Raw genomic sequence first — 13,223 nt, 5'->3', positions numbered from 1 at the left:
GTGGATGCTGTGCAGTTCGGTAGCAAAATTCGATGCGATTTTCACTATCGCGGACCGCGGCAGAACTGCTACGTTTAGCCGCTTTCGTTTTGCAGTGCGTGCACAACTTCATCCAGAGGGCGAATCATGAACACATCGCAGGCATCCGAATCATCGCAGTCCGGGCGCGTCCGCACGCCACGTGCAGTGTTCAAGCGGATGGTCGCCGGCATCGCTATTCCGCTTCTTGCCGTCACTGGTGCGCTGATCGGCAGCGCGCCGGCCCATGCCTTCGTGGATGCTCTTCACGGCCAGGTCACCGACGCGGTCTCACACGTTGGAATCGCGAACGTCGTCATGTTCATCCTCAACAAGACAACACACGCTGGTACGAGCGAGGTGACCGACGGAAGCGGCTACTACCACTTCACCACGATTCCCTCCGACGGCGATTACACGCTCACTGTCAACTCAGGCAGCCCCGTTGCCGGATATGCGACGGAGTATTACAACTCGACGCCATTCTTCGCGCTCGCGTCGCCCATCAGCCTCACGAGCACGTCAAACGTGGACGTGTCTGTCGCCCTCCCGCACAGTGGCGGGATCAGCGGGACCGTCTCATCCGCCGATTCCACGCACGCGGTCGTCATCAACATCCTCGCGCTCAACCCGGTGTCCGATACCTGGCAAAGTGTCGCGAACAGTTCATTCGCCCTCGGCGCCTGGAATATCGACAACCTGCTTCCGGGTTCGTACAAGGTCCTCTTCATGGACGTGGAAGGACCCCCGTACTACGTCCCCGAGTATTACAACAACATCGCCCACATTGAGGATGCGGAGCTCGTGACGGTGACCGCGGGAAACGTCACAACCCACGTGGATACCCAACTCAGCCTGAACCCGCCAGTCACTCGAATCGGCGGAGCCGACCGATTCGAGACAAGCGCGCTCATTGCGGCAAAATACGACAGCGCATCAGTCGTCTTTGTGGCGAACGGGCTCGGTTTTCCGGATGCGCTGAGCGCCGCACCGGCCGCAGCGTTCTACAACGCTCCCCTCCTCCTCACACAGCAGAACTCCCTCCCCGCCGCCGTGAAGGCGCAGGTCGTTCGACTGCACCCGCAGGACATTGCCGTGATCGGTGGCACGGGTGTCGTCTCCGACGCAGTGTTCAATGAGCTGAACGTCCTTGCCCCCGGCCACGTCCACCGGATCTCCGGGGTCGATCGATATGCGACCTCAAAAGCCGTGTTCGAATCCTTCTGGGATGGCTATGACGCTCCCACCGTCTTCCTCGCGGATGGCCGCAATTATCCGGACGCACTCGCCTCCGCGTCCGCGGCCAGCTACCTGAGCGGCCCCGTTGTACTCGTCAACGGCGGCAGTTCATCGATCCCTATGGGGCTGGGTACGACGCTGAGCGCTTTCAATACCACGCACGTCGCCCTCGCTGGAGGATCCGCTGTCCTGAGCGATGGAATAGCCACGACCGCTGCCGCACTGCCCGGCATGACAGTCAACCGATACTTCGGTGCCAATCGCTACGCGACTTCCCTCGCGATCAACGCGGCGTTCATCTCGTACGCCGACACCGTGTACCTGGCGGTCGGAACCGGATTCGCCGATGCGCTCTCCGGCGCGGCTCTCGCAGGAAGCCAGGGCGCACCGCTCTACCTGGTGCCGGGGAACTGCGTTCCACAGAACGTACTCGACGCCATCGACCAGTACGGAGCGACCAGCGTCGTGTTGCTCGGCGGCACGGGCGTGCTCAGCGCGGCCGTCGGGTCACTCACCTCCTGTACGACCTAGGCTCCCCGCGGCAGTTGGCCCTTCAGCGGGAGAAGACGCTCCGCGCCACGGCGGTGACCTCGATGCGAATCCCCTCCGGCACGAGCACCGTGATGAGCGGCGGCCGCCAGTAGGCGGACAGTTCGACGGTCGCGCTGCGCCCGTCCACGGATTCTGCGCGCTCCAGGACGAGCGATTCGATGCCGGAGGTGGGGGCCAGGGCGAGGTACTCCGCCGCGGCATCCGAGACGTCCGCAGAATCGAGCGTGGCGCGCGGACCGTCCGGCGTCAGTGTGACGTCGTCGAGTTCGAATGCCTCTGCGCCCACGAGAGCCGCACCGTCCGCGAGCGTGAAGAGTCGTTTGCGTTCCAGATAGAGCGATGTCGCCGCAACGACGAGAAGGATAAGGACCGTGCAGAGGAACCCGAAGAAGATGGTCAGCGGGAGGATCGAGCCCCGTTCGTTGTGCTTCATCCCGCACCCCAGAACCGCGAAATCTGCTCGGTCGATGTGGCCTGGAGAGGAACGCCCACCGGAACGGCAAGGTCGAGCTCCGGCGGTGTGAGCGGGAGGGGAACCGTCACAGCGACCGCTACCGAGACGGTTCCGAGCCGGGTAAGGCAGGCGTGAGGATTCGGCGAGCAGCTCACGCTCACCCGCGGCTCCAGGTCGGAGAGCCCTGCGTCGGCAAGGGCGAACCGGATGGCGCGCTCGGCCCGCGCCGCAGCCTGTGATTCGCTGTCGGCCTGCACGAACACCCGTACCGCCTGCCTGGCTGCGCCCTCCACAGCGAAGGCCGCGCCCTGGATCGCCGCCATTGCGAGCACGAGATAGGCGAGGGGCACGAGCAGGATGAGTCCGATCGTGATGAACTCGAGCGAGGCCGAGCCTCGCTCAGCGCTCCAGCGTCTCCACGGCAGCATGCCCCGCCACCTCCAACGCGCGATCGATGCCGATGAGACCGATGAGCGGCAGCGGCGCTTCGACGGTCACGATGGCGGCCGGATGCCCCAGGTATGTTCCGTACTCCGCCGCCACGTGCCGTGCGTAGCCGGGTCCGAGGGCTACGGTGATGAGGTTCTTCGTGCGCTCGATGCCATCGGCCAGGCCGTTGTCCGCGAGGGCAGCGAAGCGCGCGCCCTCGGCTGCCGCATCCAGCACCGTGTTGCGGATGAGAAGGGCGAGGCCCAGCTGGATGACGGAGAGTGTGAGCACGGTCAGCAGCGCACCGACCATGACGAACTCTGCGACGGCGGAACCGGACTCGTCCTGAGCGAACCGACCGATACGGCGGATGCCTGCCGCACGCATCATGCTCAGAATCCGGTGACGCGATCGATCGCCTGCTGGAACACGTCGCTCAGTGCCGGACCGGCCACCGCCCAGATGATGATCACGAGCCCGGCGGTCATGAGAGTGATGAGCACCCAGCCCGGCACGTCGCCGCGGTCGTCGTCCCAGTGTCGCGAGAGTCGAAAGCTCGTCATTCGGCCAGTATCAAGGAAGAGGCAACCGAGCGTCGGAAGTTCTCCACAGCCCGTCGGAACCGCCGCGGGCGCGGTCACATCGCGGCCTTGATCCTGTCAAGTGGTCATTTGGCTCCGTTCGCGGGGACATTGTTCAGCGACCGTCCCGACCCGGTCCGTGCGTAACGTCGCCGTGCGAACATTGCGACTGCGCCGGCGGCAAGCAAAAGTGCGCCAGGCAAACCCAGGGGCACAAAATCCACCCCCGTTTCGGCAAGCGCTGCGACGGCCGTTATCATCAGTCCCTGGGTCGCGACTCGATCGCTCATCGCACCCGTCGCGGTTACGGTAGCAGCGCCCGCGGGCGATCCCGGAGCGATTGTCGCCGAGAACGAGGCGTGACCAAACTCGTCGACGGCGCCGGTAAAGATCGGAGTTCCGTCAAGATTCGCCTCCACTATCTCTCCCGGGACGAAACCACTTACGGTGGCCGTCAAGGTGCCGCCCGCCGCAACTGTCGGCGATGCAAAAACGATCTCCGGCGACTCCGCAGTTACGGTCAGAACATGAGTGGGGAGGTCATACTTGAAGATGACTGTCTGATCCGCCAACACACTGAAGAAGATGTTGCTTCCCGGGCTGTCGCCGCCATCGCCATAGACAGCGCCTGCACCAAAGTCATGCCAGACCTTCGTTTGATAGGAGCCCGCCGGGAGTGAGGACTCAACGAGTGAATATGCCCCAGTCGAGTCGAGGAAAAGGGCAGATCGCGCGCAGCTGGAGTCCCAATCGCTGGTGCAGCCGATTTCACTTTGGAAGTCGCCGAAGGCTGTCACGATGACGTCCTCCGCCGAACTGCCGAACCGGTCGAAAAATGCGTTGTAGTAGAACGTCACGGCCGTGGTCGCCGCAAGGGTGAAAGTGCGCTGACCTGCGGTTGGGCCGTAAGTGCTGTCGTAGTAGATGTTGTAACTCCAGGTGCCCGCTGGTATAGACACTGTCATGGTCCACAATTCGTCAGCGGAGGTACCGGTCAACTGTGCCTGAGCGCAACTCGGGTCCCAGTCCGAGCCGCATCCGATCTCGGAATTGAAATCGCCGGGCACCGAGACGTTCGCGGGGGCTGCCGTTGCCGGACTCGCGACCGCGAGGGCGAGGAGCGGCGCTGCGAGGGCGAGTACGGCGAGGGTGACACGGGGGCGAATGTGCGTGCGACTGCCCACGATTTCTCCTCAGAACGAAGCGGCACGTAATCTGCAGAAATTCTCCCATCCAGCGCGCTCCCGCACCAGCATTCAATTCTGATGAGAACCCTGGCTCGGAGCGCCTCCCGACTCAGGCGAATCCGAAGATCGGCGGCAATACGAGCACAACGAGCGTGACCCAGATGGCAACCACCGGGAGGTACCCGGTCTGCCACCGTTCCAGACGCGTGACAGGCGAGCGTGACGACACCTGGCGAACCAGCAACCAGGCCGTCCCGACGAGGTTTACGAGCAGGATGAGGTTGAGGCCGAGCGCCGCCACCCGGTTGGCCGTCAATCCCAGGTCGCCCACGCGCGCGAACATGGAGTACACGACGAGGGCATCCAGGATGACTGCCGCCGCCGCAGCACACAGGCGTACGGCATCCATCGCTCCCGGCCGAGCACCGGCAGTGCGGGCGGAGATGCCATACACGACGAGTGCGACGACGACCAGGAGGAGTGCGTCGAATCCAAACAGAAGGTCCCGATCGAAGTTCAGCCAGGCACCCGAGATCGTGTAGACGGCCACCACGATGACGATCATGATGGCGAACAGCGGAGTGAAGATCGCCGTGAGCACCGGTGCGAGGTTCTCGATGATGCCACTCTTCGCCTCGACGAGCCACGCGGCGACGATGACCGCCCCGGCAACGCCGACCGGGAGGATCCTGGTCATGACGACATCGGTCACCTCGGGAAGGATAGGACTCAGAATGAGTGTCGTGAGCCCCAGGAGGACCGCCCCGCCCAGCGCGATGAGCGTGTAGTAGATCGCCCACTCACCGCTGAACCGAAGGAAGTCCATCCTGCGTGCAGACGATCGGAACTGACCGCTCACATAGGCGCATCCCACGATGAACCAGAGCACGACGGGCAGATGGAGCGCGACCAGGCTCGAGGTTGCCCCGGAGGGTGCGAACGGGTAGAGGTTCACCACGACGGCCACGAGCGCCGCAACGACCCCGAGCGGGACGACTCTGCGCCATGGCATCCGCCGCGCGAAGGCAAAATAGGCGGCGAGCACCGGCAGGATGAACAGACTTGCATCGCGGAGATACCAGGAGAAGACTCCGTCGGTCGCCTCGGCGATGAGGTGCGCGGCGAGACTGAGTGCTCCGGCCAGCACCGCGAAGGCCAGCATGACGAGCAGTCCGGTCCGTTCGCCTTTCTCGCGGACGGGCATCGCGAGTTGCTTCCACAGCCGATCGCCGTGTTCTCGCGCGAACTCCGCTGTCAGCGCGTTGACCTGACCGAGGCGCCGCACGGCGATGAGGAAGGCTTCTTCGCCGCTCAGGCCCGCGGACTGAAGGTCAGCGATCTGCTCGCGAAGGTGGCCCTCAAGCTCGTCGGCATCTCCATCGACGACTGCCGGACCGTGCAGGACGGCCGCTCGCCACTCGGCGATTCGGGTCTCTGCGCTTCGGGTCTCTGCGCTCACGTCGTCTGCGCAGGGCTTCTCCGGCGAATCCACGATCAGACCCCCTGCGTCGGAAGCGCGGGGCCCCAGAGTCCGCCGAGGGTCCGATTCGCTGCGACCCATTGTCGCCGCTGGTCGGCCAGCTGCTGGACGCCGGCATCGGTGATCCGGTAGATCCGTCGGCGCCTGCCCTGGGGGGAACTCCCCCACTCCGCGCTGACCCAACCGAGACGCTCCAGGCGGTGAAGCAGCGGGTAGAGCATGCCGTCCGCCCACTCGATGTCGCCGCCGGAGAGCTCGCGCACGCGCTTCAGGATGGCGTATCCGTAGCTCTCTCCCTCGGCGAGGATGGCGAGGACGAGCGGGGTCGCCATCGCGGCGACGAGGTCTTTGTCGATGTTCATGGCGGCTCCCACGAACCACTTTATACCTGACGCTGCAAGGTACATAGATCTTCTAGCTATGCATTTAGAACCCCACCTGAAGCACGAAGATCCCCGGGAACACCGCGAACAGAATCGTCACGGGCAGAATCAGGAACACGAGAGGGATCATCATCGCGACCTCCTTCTTGCCGGCGAGTTCCAGCAGGTCGCGCTTCGACTGCTCCCTCGCATCCTGCGCCTGCGCGCGAAGGACCCCGGTGAGCGGCGTACCGCGTTCCAGTGCACCGACGATCTGGTCGATGCACCTTGTGAGAGCCGGCATCCGGATGTCGTCCCCGAGCCTGTGCAGGCTGTCGGCCAGCGCAGAACCGCTGTTCGCCGCCGCGACGACTCCCCCGATTTCGCCGGCCAGTTCGCCGGTGCTCACGGCCGAGATCCGGCGGAACGAGTCCAGGACGCCCTCTCCGGCAGACAGGCTGAGCGTGAGGAACTCGAGAACCACGGGCAACTCCGCGGACATCCGCGACAGCCGCTTTCGTGCCGACCGCTGGAGGTGCTGCTCCCGACCGAGGAATCCCGCAGCGGCTCCGACGACGACGAGCAGCACCTGGCCGAGGATCGGAAGCGCGGAGGTCCGCGAGAAGACGAGCGACGCGACGATCCCGAGAACGGTTCCCACGATCGCCCAGACGAGTTGCTGAGAGCGGAACGCATCCACCGTGAGCGATGACCCGGACTGCCGCAGCCGCCGCTCCAGGAGCGCACTTCCACCGAGGACAGCCGTCACCATGCCGCGGAGGCGACCCAGCAGCGGGCCCAAGAGGGTTCCGAACACCGGAATCGGATTGGAGTCGCGTCGGCGCAGGAACGTTCGTGCACCCTCCGAAACGTCCACCAGGTACGGCGCGACGCGATGCACGAGTTTTGGCCGCGATAAGCGGGGAGCGAGGCTCGCGAGCGTCCAGAGCCCGAGCCCCAGCCCAAGTCCACAGACGATTGACAGGGCGAGCACGGTCATCGGAACCACCGTTGTTCCTCCGGAAGGCGTGCGAGCGCGATCATGGCCCGGTACGCCACGACGGTGGCGAGGAGTCCGCCGAGAATGACGACCACCCCTGCGGGCGAGTTGTATGCCTCAGCGGCCTCTGGACGCGTGGACAGGAGTCCGAGGACCACCCACGGTGCGACAGCGCCCAGTCGCGCGGCGTTCATCACCCAGGACTGCCGCGCTTCGACCTCCCCGCGGATGGCCCCCTCGACTCGCAGGTGCGCGGCGAGCGCACGCAGCACGGACGGGAGTTCGCTTCCACCGACCTCCCTGGACATCCGCAGCGTCTCCAGGATCCGATCGGCGATCGGATCGGCGAGCTCATCCTTGAGAAGGTCGAGGCTGCGAGCGAAATTACCGGATGCCGCGTAATCCGACTCGAACATCGCGAACGCATCCCTCGTGGACAGGGGACCGGTATGCGCCAGCGCCGCAACGCCATCCGGGAGCGAGATTCCGGAGCGGGTCGCCGACACGATGTGGTCCACGACATCCGGCCAGCCGGCGCGGTTCGTCCTTCGCCGGCTCCTCGCCCGCCATCCGGTGAGCGCGGTCGGGAAGATGGATGCCCCTGCGCCGGCCGCAGCAGCGAGCGGGAGGACCGGAACCGCGACGAACGCCAGTGCGCCGACCGCACACCCGATGATGATCGACACGGCGACGAACACCGGTAACGGGACCGAGCGGAGCCCGGCGTGACCCAGCTGTTCGCGCAGCCGTCGGAACGGCGACGCGGTCGACCGTGACCGGGAAGCGGCGGGCCACAGGAAGGGCGACACCGTAAGAAGCAGCCCGAGCCCCAGCACGAAACCGAGAAAGACGATCACGATGCCGCGACCCCGAGGATGGCCGCCGGGTCGTACCCCGCGGCGCGGAACTTGGACGACCTCGCGGGATGGATCCCCGTCGGGTCCAGGGACCCACCCCGCAGCTCGAATATCGTCTCCGCCTCGATCGACGCGTCGATGACCCTTCCGGTCGGCGCGATCACCTCCGCGATTCGCCGCCGACCGCGGCGGTCGAGCTCGCAGTGCACGACGATGTCGATGCTGGAGGCGACCGTCGGGACGACGAACGCCGAGTCGATGTTGCGACCGGCGAGCAGCGGGAGGGTCGAGAGCTTCACGAGCGCATCCCTCGCACCGTTGGCGTGGATGCTGCACATGCCGGGCAATCCGCTGTTGAGGGCGATGAGCAGGTCGAGGGATTCCGCCTCGCGCACCTCCCCGACGACGATGCAGTCCGGGCGCATTCTGAGCGCCTCCTTGATGAGGCGCCGCAGGGAGATCTCACCGGTGCCTTCGAGGCTCGGCTGGCGGCACTGCATCCTCACGGAGTCCCGTGCGGTGAAACTCAACTCGAAGGTCTCCTCGACGGTGACGATGCGCTCCCCGGGGCGCGCGGCGCTCAGCAGCGCTCCCATGAGTGTCGTCTTGCCGCTCTGCGTCGCACCGGACACCAGGATGTTCTGCCCCGCGAGCACGCACATCCTGAGGAATTCGGATGCCGGCCGACTGAGCGAGTCGAGGTCCACGAGCTGCGAGAGCTCCTTGATACGACGGGCGAACTTGCGGACGTTGACCGCCCAGTGCTTCTGGGTGACATCCGGAATGACGACGTGCAGCCGTGAGCCATCCGGCAGTGAAGCGTCGACGAACGGGCTCGACAGGTCGACCCGGCGACCGGTGGACTGCAGCATCCGTTCCACGAGGTCGCGCACATCGCTGGGTGCCAGTGTCACCGACGTGAGCTCCGGCACCCCGTCGCGTGCGACGAAGACACGATCCGGACCGTTGATCCAGATCTCCTCGATCGCGTCGTCGTCGAAGAACGATTGCAATGCCCCGAATCCGGTGATCGATGCAACGACATCCTTCGCGGCCTGGACCTCGTCCCGGATGAGTGGCATCGAACCACCGAGCGCGCGTTCGCTGTAACGTGTGATCTCTTCGCGGACATACGTCTCGGCGAGTCCGAGGTCGCGACCGAGATCCACTCCATCCCGCCGGACGCGCTCGCGCACCCGGTCCGCGATGAGCGAGATTTCGGCGTTCACGAACGCATCATGATGCACTGGCGAGACCGTGCGCCGAAGTTATCCACAGAACGTCGGCTCAAAGTACACTGGGTGTCGCTCGCGGGAGTGGTGGAATTGGCAGACACGCAGGATTTAGGTTCCTGTGCTTTCGAGCGTGCGGGTTCAAGTCCCGCCTTCCGCACCATCGCGCAGGTTGCGACGGGTAACCTTACGGGAGCGCACTCGCGCTCACGACACTGACTGGAGAGACCCCGCTTGGTTCCTTCCGCCCTCATTCCCTGGCTTGATCCCGAAGCGCTCATCCACGGATTCGGCCCCTACGCACTCGTTGGCGTATGCCTGATCATCTTCGCGGAGACGGGCCTCCTCGTCGGCTTCCTCCTGCCGGGTGACACACTCCTCATCATCACCGGACTTCTCGCGTTCCACCCCGGCATCGGCGTGGATGTCTGGTGGGCGGCGCTCGCGATCGGCGTCGCCGCATTCCTCGGAGGAGAAGTCGGCTATCTCATCGGGCACAAGTTCGGACCGGCGATCTTCGAGAAGAAGGAGAGCGGCGTCTTCAGTCGAAAGAACGTGGAGAGGACGAACGCGTTCTTCGAACGGTTCGGCGCACTCGCGATCATCCTGGCCAGGTTCGTCCCCATCGTGCGCACGTTCGCCCCTGTCGCAGCGGGCGTCGGGCACATGAACTACCGTCGGTACTCGCTCTACAACCTGGTCGGAGCGGTCGTCTGGGGCATCGGCCTGACGTTCGCCGGCTACCTCGTGGGATACATCCCCCCTGTCGCCGACTTCGTGCGCAACTACATCGACGTCATCCTGATCGCCGCCGTCGTGCTGACCGTACTGCCCACGATCTACCACTACATCCAGTCGACCAGGAAGGCCCGCAAGGCACTGCGAGACGGCGTTCAGCCGATGAGCGCCGATGAGGTCGCCATCGATTCCGCCTACTTCGACAACGACCCCGCGAACGACCCTCCGCGCCCGTGACGGCGAAATCGGTCCGATAAGGTCAGGCCGACAGCCAGATTGACGATGCGGCCTCTGCTCCGAGATCGGACTTGACGCCCGCTACGCGCACGACGAGTGCGCCGCCGAAGGGCCGACGCTCCACGACCTCGACCACGATGTCGAGTCTGATACCCCTGCCATCCAGAAACTGCAGCAGCGCCGGATCCCGATCACTGATCCGCACGACGGCTCCGATGAACGGAATCGGCGCGCGCTCGAGCAGAATGCCGACCGGCCGCACCACCGTGCCATCAGGAGCCGGAATGGGATCCCCGTGCGGATCCCGAACCGGGTCGCCGAGGCTCTCACTGATCGCCTCCAGGAGGCGGTCGCTCACGGCGTGCTCGAGCACCTCGGCGTCGTCGTGGACCTCGTCCCAGCGATAACCGAACGACTCGACGAGCCAGGTTTCGATGAGACGGTGCCGGCGCAGCATCCGAAGCGCCAGCGCTCGCCCCTCCTCCGTGAGCGTGACGGCTCCGTAGGGGACGTGATCGGCCAGACCCAGTGCCGCGAGCTTCTTCACCATCTCGGTGACGGTGGATGCCGCGAGGCCGAGCCGGACCGCGAGCTCCGAGCGGGTGATGGGATCCGTCTGCCACTCGGTGTGCGAATAGATGACCTTGACGTAGTCCTCCACGACGGAGGTCGCGGCGCCCTGCCTGCCGCTCACGCGTCACCCCCCGTCGTCACCGTCAACGCGATGAGCGCGACGTTCAAGGCGATGACCAACACGACGATCGTAGCGAGAACCCAGCGCACGAACGGGCGGTTGGCCGCACCGCCCATGAGAGTCGTGTCGTTCGTGAGCCTCACGAGCGGCACGAGCGCGAACGGGATCCCGAAGCTCAGGAACACCTGGCTCAGCACGAGCGCCCAGGTGGGGTCTGCACCGAGAGCGAGGATGACGACCGCGGGAACGAGCGTGATGACGCGGCGCGTGAAGAGCGGAATCCGACGATGCAGGAGCCCCTGCATGATGGTCGCTCCCGCGTAACTGCCCACCGACGTCGAGGCGAGGCCGGATGCGAGCAATCCGATCGCAAAGACGAGCGCGATTCCGGGGCCGAGCGTGTTCTGGATGGCGGTGTGAGCTCCGTCGATCGTGTCGGTACCCTCGATGCCCCTGAGGTTGACCGCTGCGAGCAGGAGCATCCCGACGTTGACGATGCCGGCGAGGCCCAGGGCGATGACGACATCCCACTTCGTCGAACGGAGCAGCACGGCCCGCGTGGCGTCGTTCGCCCGGCCGTGCCGGTCCCTGGCGAGTGCGGAGTGCACGTAGATCGCATGCGGCATGACGGTCGCCCCGAGCATGCTCGCGGCGAGCAGCACCGAGTCCGTTCCTGCGAAGCGAGGCACGAGCCCGTCGAGGGCCGAGGCGCCATCCGGAGGGTTGACGAACAGCCCGGCGAGGAATCCGATCGCGATGACGGTCAGCAGGCCGAAGACGACCGACTCGAAAGGCCGCTGCCCGAATCGCGTCTGCAGGGCCAGAAGCACCATCGAGACGACGCCGACGATGATCCCCCCGAGGAACAACGGGATGCCGAACAGAAGATTGAGTGCGATCGCACCACCGATGACCTCCGCGAGGTCGGTGGCGACGGCGACGAGCTCGGCCTGCGCCCAGAACGCGCGCCGAGGGCCGGTCCGCATCCGCTCACCGAGCAACTCCGGCATGGTGCGCCCGGTGACGATGCCCAGCTTCGCGGACTGGTACTGGACCATGGCCGCCATGAGATTCGCCGCAACGAGCACCCAGACGAGCAGATAGCCGTATCGGGCGCCGCCCGTGATGTTCGCCGCGACGTTGCCGGGGTCTACGTAAGCGACTGCCGCGACGAAAGCGGGACCGAGCATCATCCAGGAACGATTTCGGATGATGCTCGCACGAGATTTCGGCATACCGAAATGTTAGCGCGTCAGTCGTGCAGGTGCTCCTCGTGCTGCGCGTGCTCGCCCGGCTCGAGCTGGAACGTCGAGTGGGCGACATCGAAGTGATCGGCGAGGCAGGCGGAGAGCTCATCGAGCAGGCGCCCCGTGTCCTGGTCGGCGAACACCGAATCGGCGACGACGACGTGGGCCGAGAACACCGGATGTCCGGAGGTGATCGCCCACACGTGGACGTCGTGCACATCCACGACCCCTGCGGTTCGCAGGATGTGTTCGCGGATCTCCGCCACGCTCGTGTCCACCGGGACGGACTCACTGAGCACTCGCACGGCATCCCGCAGCAGGAACGCGGCGCGGGGCGCGATCATGAGCGCGATCGCGAGGGACGCTATCGCATCCGCCGGCATGAATCCGGTCGTGAGGATGACGACCGCCGCCACGATCGCCGCGACCGATCCGAGCAGGTCGCCGAGTACCTCGAGGTATGCGCCGCGCATATTGATCGACGATGCGGCCTGCGGTCGAAGGATGAGCGCCGAGACGACGTTCGCGAGAAGTCCGAGACCCGCCACGACGAGCATCGGGAGACTCTTGATCTCGAGGTCGCCCGGCTCGATGAGTCGCGCAATCGCCTGATAGCCGACCGAAATGGCGACCGCGAGCAGGATGCCGCCATTGATGAGCGCGCCGAACACCTCCGCCCGCTGGAACCCGAACGTCGACCGGTCGGTGGCCGGCCGCGAAGCGATCACCGTCGCCGCGAGTGCAACGCTGAGCCCGATCGTGTCGGAGAACATGTGCCCGGCATCCGCGAACAGGGCGAGCGAACCCGTGAAGATCGCTCCAACGACCTCGATGACCAGAACCACGACGACGATTCCGAGCACCAGCAGAAGGCGGGTGCGGTTCGCGCTCGAGTGATGGTGGTGGCTCACATCAT

General features: G+C 65.4%; 15 protein-coding genes and 1 tRNA gene. 3 read left to right on the top strand and 13 right to left on the bottom strand.

The window, feature by feature from the left end:
• Window positions 1-126: 126 nt before the first annotated feature.
• Entirely contained in the window at window positions 127-1,788 is a 1,662-nt protein-coding gene (locus BKA04_RS10880; RefSeq protein WP_104096434.1) for a cell wall-binding repeat-containing protein, read from the top strand.
• A 22-nt stretch (window positions 1,789-1,810) separates the two neighbouring features.
• Here BKA04_RS10880 and BKA04_RS10875 read toward each other — a convergent pair whose 3' ends face one another.
• The 10 genes from BKA04_RS10875 to BKA04_RS10830 form a co-directional block, all read right to left on the bottom strand.
• Window positions 1,811-2,242 (bottom strand): pilus assembly protein TadG-related protein, encoded by a 432-nt coding sequence (locus tag BKA04_RS10875; RefSeq protein ID WP_104096433.1) that lies wholly within the window; start codon window positions 2,240-2,242, stop codon window positions 1,811-1,813.
• Window positions 2,239-2,691: a hypothetical protein gene (locus BKA04_RS10870; RefSeq protein ID WP_104096432.1), complete on the bottom strand. Its 453-nt coding sequence runs from the start codon at window positions 2,689-2,691 to the stop codon at window positions 2,239-2,241. The genes BKA04_RS10875 and BKA04_RS10870 overlap by 4 nt, the downstream gene beginning before the upstream one ends.
• Window positions 2,663-3,082 (bottom strand): TadE/TadG family type IV pilus assembly protein, encoded by a 420-nt coding sequence (locus BKA04_RS10865; protein ID WP_325052436.1) that lies wholly within the window; start codon window positions 3,080-3,082, stop codon window positions 2,663-2,665. Before BKA04_RS10865 ends, BKA04_RS10870 begins: the two co-directional genes overlap by 29 nt.
• Before the next feature lie 2 nt (window positions 3,083-3,084).
• Window positions 3,085-3,255 carry a hypothetical protein gene (locus BKA04_RS10860; RefSeq protein WP_167309733.1) on the bottom strand — a complete coding sequence of 57 codons (171 nt, stop codon included), beginning with the start codon at window positions 3,253-3,255 and terminating at the stop codon, window positions 3,085-3,087.
• 104 nt (window positions 3,256-3,359) lie between these two features.
• Window positions 3,360-4,457: a pullulanase X25 domain-containing protein gene (locus BKA04_RS10855; protein WP_104096431.1), complete on the bottom strand. Its 1,098-nt coding sequence runs from the start codon at window positions 4,455-4,457 to the stop codon at window positions 3,360-3,362.
• A 112-nt stretch (window positions 4,458-4,569) separates the two neighbouring features.
• Window positions 4,570-5,952, bottom strand: coding sequence for a permease prefix domain 1-containing protein (locus tag BKA04_RS10850; RefSeq protein ID WP_104096430.1), 1,383 nt, complete (start codon window positions 5,950-5,952; stop codon window positions 4,570-4,572).
• Between the two features lie 2 nt (window positions 5,953-5,954).
• Window positions 5,955-6,302: a PadR family transcriptional regulator gene (locus BKA04_RS10845; RefSeq protein ID WP_104096429.1), complete on the bottom strand. Its 348-nt coding sequence runs from the start codon at window positions 6,300-6,302 to the stop codon at window positions 5,955-5,957.
• Window positions 6,303-6,366: 64 nt separating this feature from the next.
• A complete protein-coding gene (locus tag BKA04_RS10840; protein WP_104096760.1) occupies window positions 6,367-7,302 on the bottom strand; it encodes a type II secretion system F family protein in 936 nt (311 codons plus the stop codon).
• The gene (locus BKA04_RS10835) at window positions 7,299-8,159 is read right to left on the bottom strand and encodes a type II secretion system F family protein (RefSeq protein ID WP_104096428.1); all 861 of its coding nucleotides are present in this window, start codon (window positions 8,157-8,159) and stop codon (window positions 7,299-7,301) included. The genes BKA04_RS10840 and BKA04_RS10835 overlap by 4 nt, the downstream gene beginning before the upstream one ends.
• A complete protein-coding gene (locus BKA04_RS10830) occupies window positions 8,156-9,388 on the bottom strand; it encodes a CpaF family protein (protein WP_174719828.1) in 1,233 nt (410 codons plus the stop codon). The genes BKA04_RS10835 and BKA04_RS10830 overlap by 4 nt, the downstream gene beginning before the upstream one ends.
• Window positions 9,389-9,469: 81 nt before the next feature.
• Between BKA04_RS10830 and BKA04_RS10825 the strand changes: the two genes are divergently transcribed.
• Window positions 9,470-9,554, top strand: a tRNA-Leu gene (locus BKA04_RS10825).
• A gap of 71 nt (window positions 9,555-9,625) precedes the next feature.
• A complete protein-coding gene (locus BKA04_RS10820; protein WP_104096427.1) occupies window positions 9,626-10,366 on the top strand; it encodes a DedA family protein in 741 nt (246 codons plus the stop codon).
• Window positions 10,367-10,388: 22 nt separating this feature from the next.
• On the opposite strand, the gene BKA04_RS10815 is transcribed toward BKA04_RS10820, so the two are convergent.
• Genes BKA04_RS10815 through BKA04_RS10805 form a run of 3 tightly spaced genes read right to left on the bottom strand, consistent with a single transcriptional unit; the run spans window position 10,389 to window position 13,218 of the window.
• The gene (locus BKA04_RS10815; RefSeq protein WP_104096426.1) at window positions 10,389-11,060 is read right to left on the bottom strand and encodes a metal-dependent transcriptional regulator; all 672 of its coding nucleotides are present in this window, start codon (window positions 11,058-11,060) and stop codon (window positions 10,389-10,391) included.
• Window positions 11,057-12,295: an Nramp family divalent metal transporter gene (locus BKA04_RS10810; RefSeq protein ID WP_104096425.1), complete on the bottom strand. Its 1,239-nt coding sequence runs from the start codon at window positions 12,293-12,295 to the stop codon at window positions 11,057-11,059. The genes BKA04_RS10815 and BKA04_RS10810 overlap by 4 nt, the downstream gene beginning before the upstream one ends.
• 17 nt (window positions 12,296-12,312) lie before the next feature.
• Window positions 12,313-13,218, bottom strand: a complete 906-nt coding sequence (locus tag BKA04_RS10805; RefSeq protein ID WP_104096424.1) for a cation diffusion facilitator family transporter — start codon at window positions 13,216-13,218, stop codon at window positions 12,313-12,315.
• Window positions 13,219-13,223: the final 5 nt, after the last annotated feature.

It is taken from the genome of Terrimesophilobacter mesophilus, assembly GCF_014200375.1.
GTDB classification, from domain to species: domain Bacteria; phylum Actinomycetota; class Actinomycetes; order Actinomycetales; family Microbacteriaceae; genus Terrimesophilobacter; species Terrimesophilobacter mesophilus.
Note: the sequence above shows the minus strand (reverse complement) of the source record. Positions and strands in the feature narration are given on the sequence as shown.